Origin of the sequence: Parvularcula bermudensis HTCC2503, from assembly GCF_000152825.2 — a bacterium.
GTDB lineage: Bacteria > Pseudomonadota > Alphaproteobacteria > Caulobacterales > Parvularculaceae > Parvularcula > Parvularcula bermudensis.
This window is the reverse complement of the sequence record NC_014414.1, coordinates 2706549-2729541: the sequence shown is the minus strand read 5'-3', so window position 1 is coordinate 2729541 and position 22993 is coordinate 2706549. Positions and strand designations below refer to the sequence as shown.

Below are 22993 nucleotides of genomic sequence, written 5' to 3'. Positions count from 1 at the left end.
TGTTGTCGGCAGCCGGTTAAATGACGCCCGCTTCGTTTTTCAGCTTGTCGACCAATTGATCGACGCTCTCAACAATGATGCCGGCCTCGCGCTTCGGTGGCTCCGTCACTTTCAGAACTTCGAGGCGGGGCGCGGTATCGACGCCAAAATCCTCGACGGATTTCTTGTCGAGCGGTTTCTTTTTGGCCTTCATGATATTGGGAAGCGACGCATAACGCGGCTCGTTCAGGCGCAAATCCGCCGTCACGATCGCCGGGAGGGAGAGGGCGATGGTCTGAAGACCGCCATCGATCTCGCGCGTCACATGCAGCTTGTCGCCGTCCTTTTTCACTTCCGACGCGAAGGTCCCCTGGGACCACCCCATCAGAGCCGCCAGCATTTGGCCGGTCTGACTGCGGTCGTCATCGATTGCCTGTTTGCCCATCATGACAATTTCAGGCTTCTCTTCGTCGCAAACCTTTTGGAGGATTTTCGCGACGGCAAGGCTTTCGAGATCGCTGTCGGTGGTGACCAGGATGCCGCGATCAGCCCCCATGGCGAGCGCCTGGCGAATTTGGTCCTGGGCTTTCTCAGGACCGATGGAGATCACGACGATTTCCTCTGCGGTACCGGCTTCCTTCAGGCGAACGGCCTCTTCGACGGCGATTTCGTCGAAGGGGTTCATCGACATCTTCACATTGGCGAGATCGACACCTGATTGATCGGGTTTCACCCGAACCTTCACATTGTAGTCGACGACACGCTTCACTGGGACGAGAATTTTCATCGGGCGTCTCTCCTTGTTGCGCGGGCGCGGGGGCGCCCAATCTAGTCAATGTCTAGACCGGCATGTACGAGGGCAAGCCCGTACCGGTCAACAGGGCGCCGTCCCGCTCTTACAGGACGCGCGCCCTTACGTCTCATCAGCACTCAGGCCGGGGACCCATGTGACCTCGCCACCGGCGGCTCGCGCGACGCTTCGCGCCGCCACAAACAGATAGTCCGAAAGCCGGTTGAGGTAGACGGCTAGGATCGGATTGAGCGGTTCTGGCAGATCGGCCGATCGCGCCAGGGCGATGACCCGGCGTTCCGCCCGGCGGGCAATGGCCCGTGCCAGGTGCAGGTGACCGGCGCCGCCGGGGCCGGAGGGCAGGACGAAGCTTTGCAAGGGCGGGAGCGCCTCGTTAAGGGCGTCGATGGCCCGTTCAAGACGCTGGGGCCCCGTGTCGGACAGGCGCAGGGCGCCCCGCACGTCCTTGGGGGTGGCAAGATCGGCCCCAAGGTCGAAAAGGTCGTTCTGAATGGCGAGAAGGGTGCCGCGAATATCGTCGGCGGTGACCACGGATAGCGCGACCCCGATGGCCGCATTCAATTCATCGACATCGCCCATGGCACAGATGCGCGGTGAAGTTTTGTCGACACGGTCGCCTGTGACGAGCCCCGTCGTGCCGTCATCGCCGGTCCCGGTATAGATACGCGTCAATCTCACCACGGGCGCCGGTTATCCTTGATTGCCCAACAACACAACGAGAAGCGCCATCAGGAGCAGCGCAATGCCCTGAAACATCACCCGCAAACGCATGAGCTTGTTTGAATGTTCCTTGGCGAAGTGCCCGCCCTTGGCAAGGGAGTAGATCCCAAAGCCCAAGGCGATGGTTGTCGCCAGCACCGCCAGGGGGATGAGAAAGTAGAGAAGTACATTGGTCATCGATAAATCCTCTTGAGAAATAGATAGCGGCGGCAGCCAGGAGGGAAAGGACCCCGCGTCATTCGCGCGCGTCATGCCGTTCGGGGCGCATAGCCCGGTCCTTGTGGAATTCAACAAGATCTTCGGCAAGGGGCTGAAGGGATTGCTCCAGCTCAACTGCGGCAAGGGCGGCGGGGCGAAAGCCGACGATAAGTTTCTCCATCAGGATCAGCCCATAATATCCGTGGCCGAAATCGATCCACGGGACAAAGCCGAACGCCCCCGGGCTCGACAGGGTCACCGCTTCGGCGCAGTTGCGGGTGAAGGCGGGGGCATCGCATTCCGTCCAAGCGCCGAGCGCGTAGGCCCAGCCGGGCGCTGCGCCGGCGGCCGGACTATAGGCGGTAACGGCCCCGAGGGTTCGCGGGGCGATGAACCGGTCGATATCCTCGATGAGATCGCCGGCGAGGAGGGCGCGCAACAAGCGCTCATAATCCTCGCCGGTCACGACCGCGCCGCCACTGGCGCGCGGGTTCCTGCCGCTGGGGGAGACAAAATCCGTTGCGGCGCTCAACCCCTGGGGGCGGATCAGGGTGTCCAGAAACAATTGCCGAAAGGGTTTGCCGGTGGCGGCTTCCGCCATGGCGGCGGCGATTTGCAAATGGGCCGGGCCATAGCTGAAGGCCTCCCCGGGGGAGGTGGAGAGTCCCTCCTCGTAAAAACGGCGGGCACAGGCTGCCAGGGTCGTCTCCTTGCGCCGGATACACCCGCGGGCGCCGGGCCGCGCGTTGAAGCCGGAGGTGAAGGAAAGGAGCTGTTCGAGGGTGACCTGGCTCCGGGGGTCGCTGGGGGCGTCCGTCCAATAGGGAAGATAACGCTGGGGGGAATCGGACAGGGACAGCGTGCCGTCCTCGACAAGACGATAGAGGGTCAGAGCGGAAAGCAGCTTCGCCGCCGAGGCTGACCGATAGGGAGCGGAAAGACGCGCTTTGCCCTTTTCGTAACTGAAGAGGCGCCCCTCCGGCGACCCGATGATCACCGCGACATCGCGCATGGGCGCCGCCTCGATCAGCTCGATCATCGCCTGTTCGGCGCGCGCCTCCGCCCCCGGCGCTGCCGGCGCCGCCCCTGCGCCGCTAAAAGGCGAGACCGCTGTGAGGGCCAAGAGCAGGAGACAGAAGCCGACAATGTGCATGGGGCCGAGCCTAGGGGAGGTCCGCGGCGAAACGAAGGCGGGGCCCCCGACAAGTTCCCGCAGCGGCGTCCTTAGGGGGCGTGGACCGTCGGTCGCCCATCGAGGGGAAAGGGAGGGCGGAGGGCCTCGTCATTGGCGGTCTCGGCAGTCGAGGGGGGAACATTTACCTTGAGATGGTCTGTGACCGCCGCCTCCAAAAGGGGTCTGACCGCCACCTGGGGCGGCGTTGCGCGACCAAGCCCTCCCCCCGATGGCGCGGCCTCGGCGGGGGAGGCAAGGGCATCTGCGGTAAAGGCCATATTGAGGTCGTAGCGTCGGTCAGGATCATTGCGGAGCCATCTCTGCGCCGCGTACCAACGATCCTTATCGGGACCGTCGGTGCAGGCGGCCAGCTCGTCCCCCTTCGCTCCCCAGCGTCGTTCGGGACAATGAAACGGGTCGAAGGACATGTCGAACAGGCGCGCCACCGCCTCATCGAGATCGAACCGCACACGCTGGCGATCGCTGCGCTTATAGCCAAGGGGGCAGCGATCGGCCTCACTGCGATAGGCATCGAAGAGGGCTGTGGCGAGGGGGGGGTCCGCTGCGGCTTTTTCCATGAGACCGGTGACAAGGCCTCGCAGCTCCACGGCCTGGGTCTTCAGCCGAGCATCGCGGGAGGGGGTCGCATAGCGTTCCCAATCGCCGTAGGTGCCATAAATATTCGGCGGCAGGCGATCAGGATGTGGCTGGTGCGGCATGCCGGCATAGACCGCCAGATTGACCGCCACCCGCCGTGCCTTGAACGCATCGCAAAGGGCACGGGTGGCGCTGCGCAGATGGGCGACCGGGTCATAGGGGACGTCCGGGTCCCGCAGACGCTCTCGCACGAACTCATAATAGGGCAGGAAACGCTCGCCGACGGCATAGCGGGCCTCCCGCCAATTGCCGGTTTCGTCCGGGTGGGTGCCGTAATATTGCTCCATCGAGAAATCGCCCAGCTCGTCATTTCGGGCGCTTTCGAGCTGCCCACCGAGATAGGTACCCGACGATGTACGCGTCGCCCCGACGAGCTTGATCGGCCGCCATGCCTTCAGCCCCGCGCCGAGATTGGGGTGGGACCGTACGACATGCGGTCCGAAGGGCTCCCGCGTCACGGTATAGTCGGGATGGGAGGAGATCAGCAGGATCTGACCGGTCGGATCGACCTCATAGACAATCGAGACATGCCCATAAATATCGTAGGCGATGGTGCCGGGTCGGATGGCCGTGCGCGTGATTTCCAATGGATAAAAGTCCGCCGCCACCGGCCCGTCATCCTCTGGATGGACACGGAACATGGCGGTGGAAACGATGCCGTAGAGTGAGGTGAGGAGGCGCTGGCCGTTCACCGGCCCGCTGCCCGCCCGCTGGGTGACGACGCGACGGCTCGTCACCTGATTGCCATAGGCGGAGTAGCGCGGATCATGACCGGCCCCGTCACCGCGCCTGATGGCATATCCATCCTGAAAGGCGAAGGGGAGGCCATTCTTCCAGGCGTAATATCCGCGCAAAACATAGACCATGTCGGTACAATCGCCGAGCCAAAGCGTGTCGTCATTGGCGTCGCGATAGGGGTTTGCGGGGGAGCGCAAGCAATCATCGATCGAGATGCAGCCAGATCGGCCGATTGCCTGGATAAAGGCTTCGTAGCCGCGCTCGTCATCGGCGTCCCACTGCGTCTTGTAGAGGCGCCAGGCCGATCCGGTATTACGGGCCGGGGGGATCAGTGGCAGCAAATCTTCATAGGGGCGGGGGGCCACCCCCGCCGTCCTCTCCTCAACGCGGTTGAGGGGCGTATATCCTTGCATGACGTCGGCGAGGGAGGGGAAGCGAGGGTCTGAAGGGGGCGGTGTCGTCTCGGCGTGACAGACCATGCCGAGGAGCACGGCCCCGCCGCTCGCCGCAAAGCTCCGCCATCCCATCGCGTCCCCCCAAGTCAACCACCGTCCTTAGGCTATCCGCTGTGGCCGTGGGGGGGAAGGGGCTTGGCGAAGAGGGCTGCAGGCGCTTCAGCCGGTGATCTCGCGATAGGTGGTCTCGACCTCTTCCATCTGGCGCTGGCCCTCTTCAATCAATTCCTTGCCGCGTTTGAGGCGTTTTTCGGCCCCTTCGGCATCGCTTTTTGCGTCCCTTTGCTTCGCTCTGGCGTCTTTCAGATCGTCTTCGGCCCGCCGGATGTCCCGCTCAATGGACTGAATGCGTGATGCTTCGCGAGCGGCCTCATCGGCATTGGAGGCCTGCCCCGCCAGGGCGCGCGCTTGGTCGAAGGCCCCCCGGGCCTCCTCCAGGCGGCGTTCAGCCTTTGCCTCCTCGCGAATGCCCTCATCAAGCCGGCGCTTGGCCCGCTTTAGGTCCTTCTCGGCGTCGGAGACCAAATCTTCGCCGCGATCGACCTTTTTCTCGCCGTCGCGCCATTCGTCAGAGGCGTTCTCGATCCGGTCGCCGAAATCATTCGACGCGCAGGCGGGGACGAAGAGGGCAACAAGGGCGATAGCGGTGAGCGATTGGCGAATCATACATCATCCTCTTTGACTGAATGATAGATAGGGCGTGTTCCGCGTCAGCCAAATGGGGCGCTCCGCCCTAGCCGACCGCCGCCACCGCGGCGAAGGTGAGACCGAAGCCAAGCAGCGGCGACAGCAGATATCGCCAGCGCGTATTCCGAAACAAGAGCAGCACAATGGCCCCCGTTGCGACGAAGGCGACGCCCGCAGCGGTGAGCAACAAGGTGGCCTGATCGATGTCGATATCGCGCATCTGTTCCCCGGTCTGACGCATATGGATGACCACCGCCATGAACCCATAAAGGGCAAAACGGACGATCAGTCCCAGGGCGGCTTTCATCACCTGGGCGGCGATAAAGAGAGCGGCCATCGCCGCCAGGATCAGGGTCCAACTCATTCCGTCCACAGGGACACACTCCTTTTCGGCGGGGCCCCGGCTCAAACGTTCGCTGCCCGGCCTCTGGCGCCCACGATAACGCCGCCTAGATCCCCCTCGCGAGGTTGAGGAGGACCCTATGGCTGTTCTGCGATTGATCCTGGGGGACCAACTCTCCCGCTCCTTATCCTGCTTGCGCGATGCCGATAAGGAGAAAGACGTGATCCTGCTGGCCGAGGTCCGGGAGGAAGCGACCTATGTGCGGCATCACAAGCAGAAAATCGTGTTTTTGTTCTCGGCGATGCGGCATTTCGCCGACGATCTGTCCAAGGATGGATATGAGGTTCGATATATCCGGTATGATGACGACGGGAACACCCACAGTCTCGGGGGAGAGGTCAAACGCGCCCTTGACGAACGAGAGGATCTCGAGGGCCTCATCGTCACGGAATGCGGCGAATATCGATTGGCCGAAGAAATGGCGTCCTGGTCGCGCCGCTTTGGTCGGTCGGTGGAGATCCGCGAGGACGACCGCTTCTTCTGTTCCCTTAAAGAGTTCGATGAATGGGCGGGGGACGGCAAAACCCTCCGTATGGAATATTTCTATCGTGATATGCGGCGTCGCACCGGCCTCTTGATGGAGGGCGATGCGCCGGCGGGAGGGGAATGGAATTACGATCAGGAGAACCGCAAACGCTTGCCGAAAGAATATAAGGCACCGGAGCGCAAAACGATCCGCCATGACGAGACCACGAAAGACGTGATCGACTTGGTCGACGCGGCATTCGCCGATCATTTCGGTAGCCTCGAAGATTTCCGGTATGGAGTGACCCGAAATCAGGCGCGCCGGCAATTAGATGACTTCATTGAGACATCGCTGCCGAACTTTGGCGATTACCAGGATGCGATGGGAACGGGAGAAGATTTCCTCAACCATTCATTGCTTTCCGCCTATATCAATGCCGGTCTCCTCTTGCCGCGGGAAGTCTGCGAGGCCGCTGAAGAGGCGTATAGGGACGGTCAAGCGCCGCTAAACGCAGTAGAGGGCTTCATCAGGCAGATCCTTGGGTGGCGGGAGTTCATTCGCGGCGTCTATTGGCGTGAAATGCCCGGTTATAAGGACGATAACGCGCTGGACGCGAAACGGTCCCTTCCCGCCTTTTACTGGACCGGCGAAACCGACATGCACTGTCTGGCTGAGGCCATCCGAAATACCCGCGATCATGCCTATGCGCACCATATTCAGCGGTTGATGGTCACCGGTAATTTTGCCCTCTTGGCCGGGGTCGTGCCGGCCGAGATCGAGGAATGGTATCTGATCGTTTATGCCGACGCCTATGAATGGGTGGAGCTGCCGAATGTTCGTGGCATGGCGATCTTCGCAGATGGAGGGGTCTTTGCCTCAAAGCCCTATGCCGCGTCAGGAAGCTATATCAATCGGATGTCGGATTATTGTAAGTCCTGTACCTATAGCGTCTCCAAGAAAATAGGGGAGGGCGCCTGTCCGTTCAATTATCTCTACTGGGATTTTTTGATCCGCCATGAAGACCGGCTGAGGTCCAATCAGCGCATGTCGTTGGTGTACGGCAATCTCGATAAAAAATCCGCCGATGATCGGCAGGCGATCACCGAGCAAGCGACCGAATTTCTCGATAGTTTGGAGACCTGACCATGACGGTTGAACAGCAATTTTGGGATCTTGAGACGCAATTATGGGCCGATCCTGATCGCTTTTTGAATGAACTCTGCCATTCTGAGGCTGTGTTGCGCTTTCCCTCGCCGGTTGGCGCCGTTATCCGTTCGACGGCTGGGAAGGCGCTTTCCGCCGTCCCCGGATGGACGGCAATCGATTTCTCCAGCCAACAGAGCACAAGCCCTGTACCGGGCATTGTCAGTCTTTCCTATGATGTGGCGGGAGAATGTGCGGGCCGTCCCGTCACGGCATCGGCCAGCTCGGTCTATGCGACCGTGGCGGGGGAGTGGCATTTGGTGGCCCATCACCGTGAGGCCGCGACCAATGATGAGCGGTAAAGCGGTTGAGACGGGCTCTCGCGCCTAGAGCGCCCGCGGAATGGGGGGCGATACCTTCCCGCTTATCAGGCTCTCGCGGTCCGACGGCTCAATAATCGCGCAACAGGCCGGTCAGCCGACCTTGAACCTTCACCTGATCGGCGCCGAAAATGCGCGTCTCATAGGCGGCATTGGCCGGTTCGAGGGCAATCGAATTGCCGCGTTTGCGGAGATATTTGAGGGTCGCCTCTTCGTCTTCGACCAGTGCCACCACGATATCGCCATTCGTGGCATCGTCGCAGCGCTGAATAATCACGGTATCGCCGTCGAAAATACCCGCCTCTATCATCGAATCCCCCGCCACTTCGAGGGCGAAATGCTCGCCCGAGCGAAGCATGCTGGGGGGCACCTGCACCCGGGCCTGTTCGTGCTGGATGGCGGTGATGGGCGTCCCCGCGGCGATTTTCCCAAGGACCGAGATCTCGGTCAGATCGGAAGCCGGGGGCGGCGGCGTTGGCCGGGAGCCATCGATCACGCGCGGGGCGAAGGGGGCGCTCGGCTGCGGACGGGGGGCCGCGCCGACATTCTCCGGCAGGCGCACCACTTCGAGCGCCCGGGCTTTGTGGGCGAGCCGACGGATAAACCCGCGCTCCTCAAGGGCAGTGATCAGCCGGTGGATCCCGGATTTCGATTTCAGATCCAACGCCTCTTTCATTTCCTCGAAGGAGGGGGAGACGCCGGTCTCGGTCGTACGGTCGTGGATGAACATCAGCAGGGCGCGCTGTTTTTCGGTCAGCATTCACCAATCCTTTTTTCGGTCGTGCCGAACACCGCCGCCAAGGCAATTACGGCTCCGGAACAAAGCATGATCGTTCTGGGGTTGTTCTCAAGGGATGTCAACGCCTCGTCACGGCTTTCCGCCGCGCGGCGCTGCCGGGGCTAAAGCCCCAGCAGGGTGCGCGTCGCGGCCGTCACATCAGCCTGTCGCATCAGGCTTTCCCCAACCAGGGCGCGCCTTATGCCGCTGCGTTCGAGGCGCAGGAGATCGGCGTGGCCGGCGATCCCGCTTTCGGCCACCAAGGCGCGGTCCCCCGCCAGGGGCGCCAATCGCTCACTGACGCCGAGATCGGTCTCAAACGTATGGAGGTTGCGGTTATTCACCCCCAGAAGGCCCCGCGGCAGGGACAGGGCCCGGTCGAGTTCCGCCTCGTCATGCACCTCGATGAGGATATCCATGCCGTAGCTTGTCGCCGCCGCCGCCAATTCCGCCGCTTGCGAGTCCGACAGCACGGCCATGATCAGCAAGATGGCATCAGCCCCCCAAAGGCGCGCCTCGCCGACTTGATAGGGGTCGATCATGAAGTCTTTTCTGAGGGCGGGGAGATCGGTGGCGCCCCGCGCCGCCTCCAGAAAGGTCGGATGTCCTTGAAAGGCCGGCTGGTCGGTGAGGACGGAGAGACAGGCCGCCCCGCCGCTTTGATAGGCCTCCGCCAATCGAGCGGGATCGAAATCGGCGCGGATCAGTCCCTTGGAGGGACTGGCCTTTTTGATTTCGGCGATCAGGCCAAAACCGGCCTTGGCTGTCTCATCGAGGGCGTGGGCGAAGGGCCGAACATCCCGCCGATCCTGGGCATCGCGGTCCACCGCGGCGGGCGCGCGCTCGGCCTTGGCGGCGCGAACCTCATCCTTCTTATAGGCGATAATATCGTCGAGGATCGTCACTATTCCGTGCGTCCTTCTTGGGTAAAGGTCACGAACCGGTCGAGCAGCGCCTTGGCCTTCCCGCTGTCGATCTCGACTTCGGCGAGGCGCGCCCCCTCGTTGAGGCTCGCCGTCCGTCCCGCAATGACCAAGCCGGCCGCTGTGTTCAGGATCACCGCATCGCGATAGGCCCCCGGCTCCCCCTCGAGCAATCGGGTGAGGGCCCGGGCATTGTCCGTGGCGTCGCCGCCGGTCAGGGCCTCCGGCGGATGGCGGTCAAGGCCGGCTTGTTCGGGTTCGACGGTGAGGTGGGTAATCTCCCCATCCTCGAGGGCGGCCACGTGGCTGATGCCGGTCACGGTCAGCTCATCAAGGCCATCGCTGCCGTGCACGACCCAGGCCTTTGTGGAGCCAAGATCCCGCAAGGCCTCGGCAATCGGGGTCAGGAGGCTCGTATCATAGACCCCGAGGAGCTGCCGTTTCGCGCCCGCAGGATTCGTCAGCGGCCCCAGCATATTGAACAATGTCCTGACACCGAGCGCCTTTCGGACCGGTGCCACATGGCGCATCGCCGGGTGATGATTGGGGGCAAAGAGAAAGGCGAGCCCAAGATCGCGCAGGGCCGCCTTGGCCTGGGCCGGGGGGATGGTCACATCCACGCCGAGCGCTGTCAGCACATCCGAGGATCCACTCTGTGAACTGACGGCTCGGTTCCCGTGTTTGGCCACTGGTACCCCGCAGGCGGAAAGGACGATCGCCGTAGCCGTCGAGATATTGAACGTGTTCGCCCCGTCCCCGCCGGTCCCGCAGGTGTCGACGGCATCCTCCGGCCCCTGAAAACTGGTGGCTGCGGCACGCATGGCGCGGGCGGCGCCGATGATTTCTTCCGGCGTTTCGCCGCGGACTTTGAGAGCGACCAAAAACGCCCCCGCCGCTGCGGGCTCCACTTGGCCCTGCAAAAGATGCCCCATGGCGCGGGCCATTTCCTCCGCCGTCAGGGGAATACCCTCGGCCACGCGGGCCAGGAAGGGGGCAAAGCCGTCGGTCATGCCGCTGCCGTCACCGCCGGGCGGGCCGCCAGGAAATTCGCGATCAGGCGCGCCCCATGCTCCGAAGCGATGCTTTCAGGGTGGAACTGGACCCCCCAAATCGGTGCGTCCCGCACGCGCAACGCCATGATCTCGCCGTCATCGGTCGCCTTGGCAAGAATGGCGAGGGGGCTTGGGAAATCGGTGGGGGCGGCGACGAGGGAATGATATCTTGTTGCGGTGAATTGCTTCGGCATGCCGTCGAACAGGGGGTCGTCACCCTGCCGATCGACGATACTCGTTCGTCCATGCATCAAGGTCTTGGCACGAACGACGCTGCCGCCAAAGGCCTGGGCAATGGACTGGTGACCGAGGCAAACCCCCAACAGCGGCACCCCGGTTTGGTGGGCCGCGGTGACCAGATCGACGGAAATTCCCGCTTCGCTGGGAGAGCAGGGACCGGGAGAAATGACGATGGCCTCGGGGCCCAGTCCCATCGCCTCTTCGACACTGAGCGAATCATTCCGTACAACGCGAATGTCCGTCTCCGCCGTGCCGATGAGATGCACGAGGTTCCAGGTAAAACTATCGTAGTTGTCGAGAACGAGGATCATGGTATCCCATTGCTTCTATCACGCCCGGCGGCATGGGCAAGAATGAGGAGGGGGCTGTGAAAGGCGTCGCTGGACTGTTCCTCGGGCTGTTTGCCGCCGGCTCGGCTCTTGGCACTATGGTGGTCCTTTCCACAAGTCCGGCCCGCCCTAGCCCAGAGCCCTTACGAAATCTTGTCGTCGAGGCGCGTGCGGCGGGGCAAGCCGCCTCGCCCCACGCCCCGAAAGATGACGCGGGGTCGATCGATCTTGGGGAGGTTCATCTTCGCTCGCCGTCCCCCCCCTGGCGCCGCGTCGATTTCCACGCGCGGCCGCGAATCGCCCTCGTGATCGACGATATGGGCTATTCCTGGGCCGCCTATGACCGCCTCAACGATCTGCCGGTGCCGCTCACCATGGCGTTTCTGCCCTTCTCCGCGGATGCCCAGGAGATGATCGACGCGCTTTGGCCCCGACACGACGCCATCGTGCATCTCCCGATGGAGCCCATCGCAGAGACGCATCTTGCGGGGCCCGGCATGCTGTCAACGGATATGGACGCTGACGCCATCAAATGGGGGCTGCTCGCGGCGCTCTCTCAATTACGCGGCTATTCGGGGGTCAATAACCACACCGGCAGCCGATTTACCGCCGATCGGGCGAGGATGGCCGTCGTGTTGGGCGAGCTCAACCGCCGGGGGTTATTCTTTCTCGATTCCATCACGACCCCCCGCCCCGTGGCCCATCTTATTGCCGAAGCGGAGGGCTTCTCGGTCCTCGAACGGAACGTCTTTCTCGACTCGGATTACGACACCCTGACCTCTCAACAGGTCCGGACTCAATTGGCGAAGCTTGAGCGGATCGCCCAGTCGGAGGGGCAGGCCATCGGGATCGGTCACCCCTATGCGATCACCCTCGATGTGGTCGAGAGATGGGCCGAAGATGTTGAGGCGCGCGGCTTTTCCCTCGTCCTCGTCAAGGACTTGGCCCCCCGCCCCCGACACCGGACGTTGGCCGACCTCAGATAGAGGTCAATTGTAGCGCAAGACCGGGGCACGGCTCTGCGCGATCAGGGTGATCTGTCGTCCCGAGAAGGGGGGCGCTTTGAACTCATAGATCCCGCTCGCCTCGATCAATCGATAGTCGAGCCCCTCGCTCAACGTGGTATCAAGCTCGATGGTGATGTTCTGGATGAACCCTTCGAGGTTTTCTTCGAGGATGGTGAGCATTTCCTCATCGGTAATGTCCGGGTCGAGATAAACCTGCCGGGCCACATCGTTCACACTATGGACAAAGGCGTTCCGGGCCTGAAAGGCATAGGCCACATCCATGAACCAGAACAGCGCCGTGATGGCCAAAGGCGCCATGATCGCGAATTCGACCACGGCGCTTCCTTTTTCATCCGTAATAAGACGTTTCACCGCAGGCGGACCTCGGTTTTCGCGTGAACATGCGTATCCGGGAAAAGCAGGCCGTCGATCCGGCGCTTGACCGAGATCGAGACGAAGGCGGACGGCGGATAGAGGGTAGGGCAAAGCTCGTCACACGGGCTTGAAAGACCGTCCGAGCATTCGCAATAATGCGTGACGTCGATACAGGTCTTGTTGATCGAGCAATTTCCCTCAAGATCGACGGTGCCTTTCACGCTTTCGCCAAGCGCCATCAGCGCGGCGCCTTCGATGGCGACATCGTTGGTCGTGTTCAACATCGCCACCTGGGACCCCGCCCGCAGCGCCTGGTCGAGATCCATCCGTGAGGAGGCGCGGTCCCCGATATCGGAAATGGCGAGGGCGGACAGAACCAGGAGCGGAGAGAACATACAGGACTCGATTGCGGCTGTCCCATCCTCTCGTTTCAGGAGGCTGACAATTTTGAGGAACAAAGTCTTCATCATTCCTATTCCTTGATCAAAATGACCTGGGCAGTTTCGTAATCCGAAATGCCCAAGCCGCTACAATCGCTACCGAAATAGCTGTTGCCTTCGAAGGAGATCGTGGAGCCGACGAGGATCGTGCAGACCGTTCCCCCTGAAAAATTGCTGCCCGAATAGGTCACATCCGCATTCGGAAAATAAAGGACCCCTGTGAAGGATGTCGCACTGTTGCCATTGAGGATGTGGTTGACGGCCGTATCCGACGGATCGGCGAACATCAGTACACCGTGATAATCATTGGCGGGATCGGCGGGCGCGGTGAGTGACGTGACGGCGCCCCCATTCATCCGCATTCTCGCTCCATCCCTCAGGACAAAGGTAACGCCCGTTCCGGAGAGATCGGCCGTCGAGTTCACGCGGATCTCGACGCCACTGAAAATATAAAGGCCCGCGTTGAACGTCACATCGCCCTTGATTTGGAGGGTCGAGCCGCCTGCGCCTGCGGCACAGACCGTCCCCGGATTCACCGTCACCACGTCTGAGGGCGAGCTGTTCAGGGCTCCCTTCAAACTGGTCGAGCATGGCCCCGCAGCCGGGACGGCGAGGCTGGCATAGGGGTCGGCAAAACGACGGGTATATTCATAGGGCGAGAAGCAATCAGTCAGGGTCAGGGCGCTTTCATGCCCCTCCACCCCGCCGACCGCGGAGACACATTCCGCCGTCACGCCGGTACTGCCGGAGAAATCGATGGCGTTCGAGGCGATGGAATTCGAGGTGATATCGCATCCGTCCAGCTCGATACTCGATGAGCCCGAGAAGCGGATGGCGGCGGGTTCGGTCGCATGAAGGGCGAGAATGCAGGCAGGGCGGGAGCCGGCGGTCCGCGCCACCGCGCGGGCACTGAGGCGGATGGTGTCACTGTCGGCATAGAGGGCCGAGAAATGTCGCTTGACCCGCTCGAACAAGACCACTTCGACGGCATTAGGGTCCCCGGCATAGGCGCCGGCCACGGGGGGATGGTGCACGATCGGCGTCTCAAGTCGCTCCTCGCTCAATCCTTTGGCAAGGGCGGCTCGTAACGCCGCCGCCTGGGCATCATCGAGGGTCATCCCTTGGGTCAGCACCGCGGCCGCCGAAAAGGCAGCTGAGTCGCTCGCGCCCTGGAGCGCGTTGGACCGCATCTGCCAATAGCCAATTTCGGCGCCAATGCCGCAAAATCCGACGATGATCGGGGCCGTCAGACCCATTAAGACCGAAATCGTCCCCGTTTCCGAGCCGCGAAGGCGGTGCAGGAGAGATGTTCTATGTCTTTGGGTATTCCTAGTCATCTGGGGTCAGGGCGCATTTGTTGGATTAGTCACCTCTCCTCATTGGCACTAATCCTTGAAGGCATAGGCAAAGACCGAGATTGCTTTTATCGAAAAATCGAACGGTTCTTCGTGCGCCCTTTGGGGACACATCTTTTGTCGCCCTCGCCGTGGAGGTTAGAGCCTTTCCAAGCGAAGGGGGCACCGGTTCGCGTGAAGACAAGGCGACAAGCCAAAGGTCTAAAGACGGTTCACGCCTCCGATTGACCTGAAACGGTGCTAGTTCCGGCCCTTGCGGTCCGCGGCCATCTTCGTCGCGGTGAGAATGGCCCGGGCTTTGACCTCACACTCTGCTTGCTCGCTCTCGGGGCGACTGTCGGCGACGATTCCGGCGCCGGCGGTCACATGCAACCGCCCCCCCGTATGAATGGCCATGCGGAGGCCGATGCAGGTGTCAAAGCCGCCATCGGCCCCGAAATAGCCGATGCAACCGCCATAGGGGCCCCGTCCCTCCGGCTCGAGCTCGTCGATAATCTCCATCGCGCGCACCTTGGGGGCGCCGGTCAATGTCCCGGCGGGAAAGCCATGGGCCAGGGCATCGAGGGGACGAAGATCGGGGCGCAATGTGCCGGTGACGTTCGAAACGATATGCATCACATGGCTGTAGCGTTCGATGAAGAACGTCTCGGTGGGGGTCACGGTGCCGAATTCACTCGACCGGCCGACATCGTTCCGCCCCAAATCGAGCAGCATCAAGTGCTCTGCCCGTTCCTTGGGATCGGCGAGGAGTTCGGCCTCAAGGGCCAGATCCTCTTCCGGGGTTGCCCCTCTGGGGCGGGTGCCGGCAATCGGGCGAATGGTGACCTGTCCTTGCCGTACCCTGACGAGAATTTCCGGGCTGGCGCCGAGCAGCGTCAGCCCCTCAAAGTTCAGATAAAAGAGGAAGGGGGAGGGGTTGATACGCCGCAGGGTTCTGTAAACGGAGAAAGGGTCTCCATCGTAAGGGGTCGAGAACCGCTGGGCGAGCACCACCTGAAAGACGTCACCGGCCGCGATATAGTCCTTCGCCTTGAGGACCATCTCCCGATACGCCTCGGGCGGGATGTGCGCCTCGAACTCGACCGGGGCGGTGGGGCCGGGCACCTCGGCGGGGACTGGCCGATTGAGATCGGCGATGGCATCGGCCAGGCGTTCGGCCGCGCGCCCATAGGCAGCTTTCGCCGAGATTTGGGGGTCGGCACGGACTTGCGTGATCACCGTGACGTCGCGGGTGACATTGTCGAAAATCGCCAGGATCGTCGGTCTCACGAACAACCCGTCCGGCACGGTGTAGGGGGAGGGCGGTCGATGCGGAAGATGTTCGGCCAGGCGGACGAAATCATAGCCGAAATAGCCGAACATGCCCGCGGCCATGGGGGGCAATTGGGCTTGGATGTCGGGATCGATCGCGATCCGGGAGTCGTCGAGAACCCGCGTGAGGGAGGCGATGGTCCCGCCTTCATCGGGATGGAACGCGTTGGGATCGATATGAGGGGTGCGATTGATCTCGGGCTTGTCGCCATGGGCGCGCCAGATGAGATCGGGCTTCAGGCCGATGGTCGAATAGCGGCCGAGCGTATCGCCCCCCTCGACGGATTCGAGCAGAAAGGCGTTTTTTCGATGACCGGCAAGTTTGAGATAGGCGGACACCGGCGTATCGAGATCGCCCACCACGCGGCGCCAGACCAGTTGCGCCTCCCCCCGCTCATAGATGCGGGCGAACGCCTCAAAGGCGGGCGCGGGGGTGAGGTAGCCGTCCGTCGTCATGGGGCCGTGCCAAAGCGTTCCGCCAAAAGACCGTCATTCACGCGAATACCATAATCCTGTTCGGCGCTGAGGAGATAGGCTTCGAAGAGATCCGTGGCGATGTCGCGGGACAGTGTTTGCCGTAACTGGGCGAGGGATGGCGCCGTCGACGGGGCAATGAAGCGGACATCTTCGACCTTTGCCAATGTGAGATCGGTCCGATCTGAGCCTAAGGCATCGAGAACTTCGCCGATCGGTCGGGAAAAGATCGCTTCGACGAGGGCCGGCGGGAGGTCGTCGTTCAGCACATTCGCCGACAAAGTTCGGGTGCTGACTGTCTCGCCCTCGGCCGCGACGGCGTCGGCAAAGGATTGCCCGTCGGCGATTGCGCTCATCACCGCCTCACGCACCCCCCGAAGGGCCTCAATACGCTGGTCCGTGCGCCAGTCTGTGGCGACCTCCTCCTCCACGGCTTCGAAGGGCTGTACCGATGACGGCACGATCTCGCCGAGTTCGAAAAAGGCGACGCCCCCCTCAGGCAATCGAACCTCTTCAAAATAGGCGCCGGGGGCCGTGGTGAAGACGGCCGCGAGGAGAGCGGGGGGAAGGCGATCATCGTCCTGTAGCGCCGCCAAAGGCTTGGGGGAGATAGTGACGGCGCTCAGGTCTAATCCCTGCGCGGCTTCCGCGAGCGGCGTCCCATCGTCGCCGGCAAACTGAATTTCCGTATAAATATCGTCGATCCGCTGGCCAAGATCCTCCTGTCGCAGGGCGGCCTCCAGATCCTCCCGGACCTCCTCGAAACTTGGGGTTGTCGCGGGGACGATCTGGGTCAGGTTCACCAGCACGGTTCCAAAAATCCCGTCGATGGGACCAAGAATGGCTGGCGACGCCGCGGCGAAGGCGGCCTCGGCGACCGCCTGGTCGGCGATCGCGCTCTCGGTGACCCCGTCGAGGGTGGCGAGGGTCCCGCCTGCGGCTTCGACGGCGTCGTTGAACGCGGCGCCGGCCTCGATCGCCGCTAAGGCGTCGCGTGCCGCGCTTGCGTCTCGGAATTGGGCTTGGGTGAGGGAGCGAATTTCGGGGGTCCCTAGGCTTCCCACCCGGGCATCGTAGAGTTGGCGAACGTCTTCGTCACTGATGGCGATCTCAGCGCCGATCGTGTCATCTGTCAGCAAGAGATAGGTAAAGCCCCTCGCTTCGCCGGTGCGGTAGCGGCCCTGCCTTTCTTCGTAATACTGACGAAGATTTTCTTCGGAAGGGGCGGCAATCTCCGGGGCGCTAAAGGTCACAAGGCTGACATCGCGTTCTTCTCCCTGTCGCAGAGCAAGGGACTGGGCGAGGATGGCAGGCGCCCCGACACCGGTTGCGACGGCGCGGTTGAGCTGGCCTTCGATGAGTTCGAGGGACAGACGGTCGCGCAGCTCAGTGAGGGAGAGTTGATTGGCGGCGAGCACGCGGTTGAACCGGTTAGAGTCGAACTCACCGTCCTCATCGAGAAAAGCCGGCTGCGCCCGCAAATAAGTGGTCAGCATCTCAGGGCTGACGGCCAGGCCGAGCGTGTCGGCCTCCTCAAGGATCAAGGCCCTCAGGCCGTAATCGCGCACCACCTGGTCCAGCAATCCCGCCGCCACGGCTTCCTCCCGGCTGGCGGGGGCATTCTCGCCCCGTTGCTGGCGCTGGAAGCGGCGGCTGAATTCCTCCTCGACCGCCGCAACCTCGAATACCGTGCCGCCGACCCGGATGGCCTCCTGGCCGCCGGAGCCTGAAAGGGTGGGCACACCGACAAAGGCAAAGGCTAGAATAGCGAGGCCCAACACGACCCACGCGCCGACGCCTTTGGTTGCTTTTCGGAACGTTGTCAGCATCCAGACCCTCTTTCACCGCTGCGGAGGAGCGAAGGGCGGTTTGGCGAGCGGCGCTCGGCTTGGCAAGGGCTCGGGCTTGGCAAGGGGCGGGGACACCGGCAGGAACACAATCGATGATCCAAAATATGGGAGATGGTGACGTGCGCAGACTGATCGCTGGAAATTGGAAGATGAACGGTCTCGAAGACGATCTCGCTGAGGTCACGACCTTGGCCCAACGCCTCGAGACCCCAAGGCCGGACAATGTCGATGTGGTGATCTGCCCCCCCGCGACCCTGATCGCCCCGATGCATGCCCTCCAATTCGACACGATCGGGCTCGGCGCGCAGGACTGCCATACCGAGGAAAGCGGCGCCTATACCGGCGATTTGTCGGCGGCCATGTTGCGCGATGCCGGGGCCTGTTATTGTATCGTCGGCCACTCGGAGCGGCGGGACTATCACGGTGAGACAGATGAGGTGGTCAAGGCAAAACTGGCGGCCGCCCTCAAGGCCGATTTGATCCCCATTCTCTGTGTTGGGGAGAATCTTGAAACCCGGGAAGCTGGCAAGGCCGTCGACACCGTTGTCGCCCAGCTCAAGGCGGCGTTTCCGGGGGCGGGCAAGGGCGTTGTCGTGGCCTATGAGCCGATCTGGGCGATCGGGACGGGGAAAACCGCCGGCCCGGCGGAGATCGAAGAGATGCATGCAGCCCTGCGTCAGGCGACCAGCCCGGACACGCGGTTGCTCTATGGGGGGTCGGTCAAGCCCGGTAACGCCGCGGAGATTCTGGCGGTGTCCAATGTCAACGGCGCGCTGGTGGGCGGGGCCAGCCTCAAGGCTGATGATTTCGAGCCTATTGTGAGGGCCTGATGCCCCTCAACTACCTGTTCTTCTTCGGCCTTGGAATCATTGGTGTCCTGATCGTCTGGTCGGTCTGGTTGAGCCGAAAGGCTACCCGGGAAATGCCCGCGGCGGGGGAAATGTTCGACACCTCCCTCGGCACCCTGCACGCGCTGGTGAAGGGAGAGGAGGTGCCTAAGGGACCGCCTCCGATGATCCTCATCCATGGATCGATGACCAATGCCCTCGATATGGACATCGATCTCAGCGGTCGGTTTCAGGACACGCGCCGCTTATTCATCCCTGACCGGCCGGGGCATGGGTTCTCCGAGCGCCCCCAGGATGGCTGGCGCCTCGACGTCCAGGCGGCGATGATCCACGAAGCCGCGAGTAAGGCGGGGATCTCTCGGCCCATCGTTCTTGGCCAGAGTTTCGGCGGGGCGGTCGCCCTGCGCTACGCCCTCGATTATCCCGACGACGTGGCGGGACTGGTCCTCGTCGCCCCGGTGACCCATCCGTGGCCGGGCGGCGTGACGTGGTACAATCGGGTCGGTCTCAACCCTTACTATGGATGGTTGTTCCGCCGTACCTTTATCCCCCTTTATGCTCGCTTTGGGGCCAAGCGGGCGGTCGAGCGGTCCTTGCGCGGCAGTGCACTGACCAGCCGATATCATCAGCGGACTCGGGTGGCGCTCACCTTTCGGCCGAAGACATTTCACGCGAACAACGAAGATATCACCCGACTTTACGAACAACTCTACGCCCAATCGCGCCGTTATGATGAGATCACGATCCCCTGTGAGGCGCTGGCCGGCACCCACGATATGACGGTGGTCACGACCGTCCATGCGAGGGCCATGCGCCAGGCGATGCAGGGCTTTAAACTGACGGTGATCGACGGCGGTGGCCATGCCTTGCACCACCAATATCCAGAGGCCGTGGCCACCGCGGTGACGCGATTGGATGCACGGGTTGCAGCGGCGGCCCGTTCGCCGTTACAAGGCGCCTTCCGTCGGCTGGTGTCCGTCTTCCCCGGCTCGGCGCAAGGATAGTCATTTTCGATATTTTGCAGGTTGCCGATGACCGCCGTTTTGCTGACCCTTCACACGCTCATCGTGATCGCGCTTGTAGGTGTGGTCCTGTTGCAACGCTCCGAGGGGGGGGCGTTGGGCATGGGGGGCGGCGGCGGCAATTTCCTGTCCGGTCGCGGCACCGCTGATGTCCTGACCCGCAGCACCACGGCCCTCGGTGCGGCGTTCTTCGCGACCTCGCTACTTCTCGCGATCACGTCGGATCGGGGCATCTCCGCTGTGGAGTTGCGCCAGGAATTGATCGGTGAAGAGGAGGCGGCCCCCACTGACCCGAGCGAAATCGACGCTTCGGACATTTTCGACTTCGGCGATGAGGCCCCGACGGCGCCGACCCCCAACCCTGCTGCCGATCCCGCCGTCGCGCCCGAAACCGACGACGATACGAGCGGAGCGGTCGAGCAATAGGACCGAGCTGGAAGACATAAGGGCGGTTAGCTCAGTTGGTAGAGCGCCTCGTTTACACCGAGGATGTCGGGAGTTCGAGTCTCTCACCGCCCACCATCCCCAATGTCTCAATCAAAAGCGGTCCCCGCCCTCTCGCGGGCTGAACGCGACGAGGCGGGAGGTTTCGACCGCCGCCTGACGATGGAAGACGATCGCTTGATAGGCCTCGTCCTTAACCATGGCGAGGAAATGATCCTTCGACGGATAAGCGGCGATGAAGCCAAGATCCCACTTTTCGTCCGCCGGTCCGATCACGCCGGCAAGCGGAACGCCCCGCCAGATGATCGATCCCCCCGCTTTGTGGAAAATTGGGGCAGAGGCCCGGCCATAGGCTGCGTAGGCTTCGGCCCCCGTGGCCTCCCGCCCGTCTTCATAGGCCGCCTTCTGACGATATTTGATGAGGTTGAGCATATGGACGGGGCCAGGAAAGGTGCCTTTCGCAAGGGCCGAGAACTGCTCGCGGGTGGGGTCGATAAAGGTCACGGGACCCGATTTTAGCTTTTCGACAGCGGGCGGGCAATCAATCCGACGAACGACTTCTCCCGGCGCCCCTCCGTCCCGATCGGCATGCTTGGGGTGCGCTCCGTCGTGCTGAACGAGGCAAATATACGATCCCAAAGGGTGAGGACCGTGCCGTAATTGCTGTCGGTATCGGCGCGTCGGCGGTGGTGATGCACCCAATGGTGAGAGGGGGTGACGACGCACACCCTCAAGCCCCGCTCAAGCCCCCCCGGCAGAGCCACATTCGCATGATGAAAAGCGGCGAAAATCAGCACCAAGGCGTCAAATATCAAGACCGAGATCAGCTGAATATCCAGGAGAAAAATCACGGCCCCGCGGGCGAGAGCGGAGAGGATCACCTCTCCGAAATGGAACCGGACCGCCGAGCTGACATCGAGAAACTCGTCGAGATGGTGGACCTCATGAAAGCGCCAGAGGAAGGGGGTTTCGTGGCTGGCTCGGTGCCAGACATAGATCCATAAATCGAGGAGCAGAAGATCAAGGGCGAGGCCCCATCCACCGTCCAGCGCCGCCGGGCGCCACGCCGGGGCGGTGGCGGCGGCCAATGCCGCAATCGGCACAATCACCAGCGGCGATAGAAGACCGTTGATCCCGGCAAGCCCGATATTTTTTCCGATGCGTTTGACGCCGCCCCTGCGCGGGGCCACCGGGAAGAGCCGCTCAAGAAAAAAGAGCCCGCCAAGAACGATGAGGGCGGAGAGTAATTTGAGGAGCGTGACCGTTTCCATTCTCAGAGAAGTTTTCCGGGATTCATGAGCCCATGGGGGTCGAGCGCGGCCTTGATCGTCCGCATCAGGTCGATTTCCGTGTCGGGCTTGCGGGTGGGGAGTTCCTCCCGCTTCAGGAGCCCGATACCGTGCTCCGCTGAGATGGAGCCCTCATGGGCGGCGACGACATCGTGGACCAGGTGCTCGATCTCGCCTGCCCGCGCCCGCCAGACTTTATCATCGCCCCCTTCAGGACCGAGAATGTCATAATGAATATTCCCATCGCCCATATGCCCAAAGGCGATGACCCGTGCGCCGGGGACGGCCTGGTCGACCGCGCGATCAGCCGCTTCCAGGAAGGGCGGCACGGCCCTGATCGGCACGGAGATATCGCATTTCACACAGAAGGATGGGTCTTTCTTCATCGCTTCTGAGGCCCGATGCCTAAGGCTCCAGAGGCCCTCAGCTTGGCGAGTATTCTGGGCCACCGTCCCATCGATGATCCATGATCGCTCAAGCGCATCGCTCAGCAGTGAGTGAACGAGGGTCGTGAGCTCTCCTTTTCGTCCGGCCTCGAATTCGAGCAGCACATAGGCGGGGGCGGTGGTGTCGAGGGGGCGCGGGAGGTCTGGAAAGTGGTGCAGGATGAGGTCGACGGTCCGGTCCGTCATCAGCTCGAAAGCCGAGAGCGCGCCGCCGCTGCGCTCCTGGGCAAAGGAGAGAAGATCAACCGCTGCGGCGGGGGAGGGCAGCGCCAGAAAGGCCGTGGCGCGGTCCACCGGTTGGGGGAACAGGCGCAGGACCGCGGCGGTGACAATGCCCAATGTCCCTTCGCCACCGATAAACAGGTGCTTGAGATCATAGCCCGTATTGTTTTTTCGGAGGCGATTCATGCCGGACCACAGCCGCCCGTCGGGAAGCACGACCTCAATCCCAAGGACAAGGTCGCGCATATTGCCGTAGCGGATGACGTGGACGCCGCCGGCATTGGTGGAGAGAATGCCGCCTAGCCGACAGCTCCCCTCCGAGCCGATTGAGAGAGGGAAGAGGCGACCATGGGCGGCGGCGGTCTCTTGAAGCGTCTGGAGGGGCACCCCGGCCTCGGCGCTGAGCGTGAAGCCTTCGGGATCGACATCTCGGATCGCCGAAAGGCGGGTTGTCGACAGAAGAACGTCGCCCTGGGGCACCTGTCCGCCGACCAGCCCCGTATTGCCGCCCTGCGGCACCACTGGCACGCGGTTGGCATGGCAGAAGGCCATGATCGCGGCGACCTCATCAGCACTGCCCGGGGCGAGGACGAGGGGGGCCTTACCCTTCCAGCGCCCACGCCATTCGGTCAGGAGCGGCGCGGCATCGGTGCCATCGACCACCGCCTTCTCCCCGGCGAGGTGTTTCAGATCCGCAACGGTCGAAGGGGAAATGTCAGCCATAGCTGTTTATCTGGGCTCTCCGGCTGTGGGGTCTAGGGCGAAAAGATGCAACGG

25 protein-coding genes and 1 tRNA gene are annotated in these 22993 nt (G+C 62.5%); 7 read left to right on the top strand and 19 right to left on the bottom strand.

Annotated elements, in window-relative coordinates; all coding sequences use genetic code 11:
• Positions 1-16: 16 nt before the first annotated feature.
• From PB2503_RS12775 to PB2503_RS12745, 7 genes are all read right to left on the bottom strand, one after another.
• Positions 17-766, bottom strand: a complete 750-nt coding sequence (locus tag PB2503_RS12775; protein WP_013301676.1) for an electron transfer flavoprotein subunit beta/FixA family protein — start codon at positions 764-766, stop codon at positions 17-19.
• 126 nt (positions 767-892) lie between these two features.
• The gene (locus PB2503_RS12770) at positions 893-1471 is read right to left on the bottom strand and encodes a cob(I)yrinic acid a,c-diamide adenosyltransferase (RefSeq protein ID WP_013301675.1); all 579 of its coding nucleotides are present in this window, start codon (positions 1469-1471) and stop codon (positions 893-895) included.
• A gap of 9 nt (positions 1472-1480) precedes the next feature.
• The gene (locus PB2503_RS12765; RefSeq protein WP_041535713.1) at positions 1481-1687 is read right to left on the bottom strand and encodes a twin transmembrane helix small protein; all 207 of its coding nucleotides are present in this window, start codon (positions 1685-1687) and stop codon (positions 1481-1483) included.
• Positions 1688-1745: 58 nt separating this feature from the next.
• The gene (locus PB2503_RS12760) at positions 1746-2861 is read right to left on the bottom strand and encodes a serine hydrolase domain-containing protein (RefSeq protein ID WP_013301673.1); all 1116 of its coding nucleotides are present in this window, start codon (positions 2859-2861) and stop codon (positions 1746-1748) included.
• A gap of 71 nt (positions 2862-2932) precedes the next feature.
• On the bottom strand, positions 2933-4804 hold the full coding sequence (locus PB2503_RS12755; RefSeq protein ID WP_013301672.1) for a hypothetical protein: 1872 nt from the start codon (positions 4802-4804) through the stop codon (positions 2933-2935).
• Positions 4805-4891: 87 nt separating this feature from the next.
• Positions 4892-5398, bottom strand: coding sequence for a DUF4398 domain-containing protein (locus PB2503_RS12750; RefSeq protein ID WP_013301671.1), 507 nt, complete (start codon positions 5396-5398; stop codon positions 4892-4894).
• Positions 5399-5465: 67 nt separating this feature from the next.
• Positions 5466-5792 carry a hypothetical protein gene (locus tag PB2503_RS12745; protein WP_148235290.1) on the bottom strand — a complete coding sequence of 109 codons (327 nt, stop codon included), beginning with the start codon at positions 5790-5792 and terminating at the stop codon, positions 5466-5468.
• Between the two features lie 109 nt (positions 5793-5901).
• On the opposite strand from PB2503_RS12745, the gene PB2503_RS12740 reads away from it, so the two are divergent.
• Entirely contained in the window at positions 5902-7431 is a 1530-nt protein-coding gene (locus PB2503_RS12740) for a cryptochrome/photolyase family protein (protein ID WP_013301669.1), read from the top strand.
• A gap of 2 nt (positions 7432-7433) precedes the next feature.
• On the top strand, positions 7434-7793 hold the full coding sequence (locus PB2503_RS12735; RefSeq protein ID WP_013301668.1) for a hypothetical protein: 360 nt from the start codon (positions 7434-7436) through the stop codon (positions 7791-7793).
• Positions 7794-7881: 88 nt separating this feature from the next.
• Here PB2503_RS12735 and lexA read toward each other — a convergent pair whose 3' ends face one another.
• From lexA to PB2503_RS12715, 4 genes are all read right to left on the bottom strand, one after another.
• Complete coding sequence (gene lexA / locus PB2503_RS12730; RefSeq protein ID WP_013301667.1) at positions 7882-8571, bottom strand: transcriptional repressor LexA; 690 nt, start codon at positions 8569-8571, stop codon at positions 7882-7884.
• A 140-nt stretch (positions 8572-8711) separates the two neighbouring features.
• Positions 8712-9494 (bottom strand): indole-3-glycerol phosphate synthase TrpC, encoded by a 783-nt coding sequence (gene trpC / locus PB2503_RS12725; protein WP_013301666.1) that lies wholly within the window; start codon positions 9492-9494, stop codon positions 8712-8714.
• A complete protein-coding gene (trpD, locus tag PB2503_RS12720) occupies positions 9494-10522 on the bottom strand; it encodes an anthranilate phosphoribosyltransferase (RefSeq protein WP_013301665.1) in 1029 nt (342 codons plus the stop codon). The genes trpC and trpD overlap by 1 nt, the downstream gene beginning before the upstream one ends.
• The gene (locus tag PB2503_RS12715; protein WP_013301664.1) at positions 10519-11115 is read right to left on the bottom strand and encodes an anthranilate synthase component II; all 597 of its coding nucleotides are present in this window, start codon (positions 11113-11115) and stop codon (positions 10519-10521) included. Before PB2503_RS12715 ends, trpD begins: the two co-directional genes overlap by 4 nt.
• 56 nt (positions 11116-11171) lie before the next feature.
• On the opposite strand from PB2503_RS12715, the gene PB2503_RS12710 reads away from it, so the two are divergent.
• Positions 11172-12119 (top strand): divergent polysaccharide deacetylase family protein, encoded by a 948-nt coding sequence (locus tag PB2503_RS12710; RefSeq protein ID WP_049782014.1) that lies wholly within the window; start codon positions 11172-11174, stop codon positions 12117-12119.
• A gap of 3 nt (positions 12120-12122) precedes the next feature.
• Here PB2503_RS12710 and PB2503_RS12705 read toward each other — a convergent pair whose 3' ends face one another.
• From PB2503_RS12705 to PB2503_RS12685, 5 genes are all read right to left on the bottom strand, one after another.
• Complete coding sequence (locus tag PB2503_RS12705) at positions 12123-12476, bottom strand: TadE/TadG family type IV pilus assembly protein (RefSeq protein WP_013301662.1); 354 nt, start codon at positions 12474-12476, stop codon at positions 12123-12125.
• Between the two features lie 32 nt (positions 12477-12508).
• Positions 12509-12985 carry a TadE/TadG family type IV pilus assembly protein gene (locus tag PB2503_RS12700; protein WP_041535010.1) on the bottom strand — a complete coding sequence of 159 codons (477 nt, stop codon included), beginning with the start codon at positions 12983-12985 and terminating at the stop codon, positions 12509-12511.
• Between the two features lie 2 nt (positions 12986-12987).
• Positions 12988-14211 (bottom strand): hypothetical protein, encoded by a 1224-nt coding sequence (locus tag PB2503_RS12695; RefSeq protein WP_013301660.1) that lies wholly within the window; start codon positions 14209-14211, stop codon positions 12988-12990.
• Between the two features lie 339 nt (positions 14212-14550).
• On the bottom strand, positions 14551-16077 hold the full coding sequence (gene trpE, locus PB2503_RS12690) for an anthranilate synthase component I (RefSeq protein ID WP_013301658.1): 1527 nt from the start codon (positions 16075-16077) through the stop codon (positions 14551-14553).
• The gene (locus tag PB2503_RS12685; RefSeq protein WP_013301657.1) at positions 16074-17924 is read right to left on the bottom strand and encodes a peptidylprolyl isomerase; all 1851 of its coding nucleotides are present in this window, start codon (positions 17922-17924) and stop codon (positions 16074-16076) included. The genes trpE and PB2503_RS12685 overlap by 4 nt, the downstream gene beginning before the upstream one ends.
• A gap of 125 nt (positions 17925-18049) precedes the next feature.
• Here PB2503_RS12685 and tpiA point away from each other — a divergent pair, with 125 nt between their 5' ends.
• The 4 genes from tpiA (at position 18050) to PB2503_RS12665 (ending at position 20337) form a co-directional block, all read left to right on the top strand.
• Positions 18050-18775: a triose-phosphate isomerase gene (tpiA, locus tag PB2503_RS12680; RefSeq protein WP_041535710.1), complete on the top strand. Its 726-nt coding sequence runs from the start codon at positions 18050-18052 to the stop codon at positions 18773-18775.
• On the top strand, positions 18775-19797 hold the full coding sequence (locus PB2503_RS12675; RefSeq protein WP_013301655.1) for an alpha/beta fold hydrolase: 1023 nt from the start codon (positions 18775-18777) through the stop codon (positions 19795-19797). The genes tpiA and PB2503_RS12675 overlap by 1 nt, the downstream gene beginning before the upstream one ends.
• Positions 19798-19824: 27 nt before the next feature.
• Entirely contained in the window at positions 19825-20241 is a 417-nt protein-coding gene (gene secG / locus PB2503_RS14430; protein ID WP_013301654.1) for a preprotein translocase subunit SecG, read from the top strand.
• A 20-nt stretch (positions 20242-20261) separates the two neighbouring features.
• Positions 20262-20337, top strand: a tRNA-Val gene (locus tag PB2503_RS12665).
• A 15-nt stretch (positions 20338-20352) separates the two neighbouring features.
• Here PB2503_RS12665 and PB2503_RS12660 read toward each other — a convergent pair.
• The 3 genes from PB2503_RS12660 to PB2503_RS12650 are packed head-to-tail and all read right to left on the bottom strand — an operon-like array spanning position 20353 to position 22939.
• A complete protein-coding gene (locus PB2503_RS12660; RefSeq protein WP_013301653.1) occupies positions 20353-20763 on the bottom strand; it encodes a DUF1330 domain-containing protein in 411 nt (136 codons plus the stop codon).
• 11 nt (positions 20764-20774) lie between these two features.
• Positions 20775-21530: a sterol desaturase family protein gene (locus PB2503_RS12655; protein ID WP_013301652.1), complete on the bottom strand. Its 756-nt coding sequence runs from the start codon at positions 21528-21530 to the stop codon at positions 20775-20777.
• 2 nt (positions 21531-21532) lie between these two features.
• Positions 21533-22939, bottom strand: a complete 1407-nt coding sequence (locus PB2503_RS12650) for an FAD-binding oxidoreductase (protein ID WP_013301651.1) — start codon at positions 22937-22939, stop codon at positions 21533-21535.
• Positions 22940-22993 lie beyond the last annotated feature (54 nt).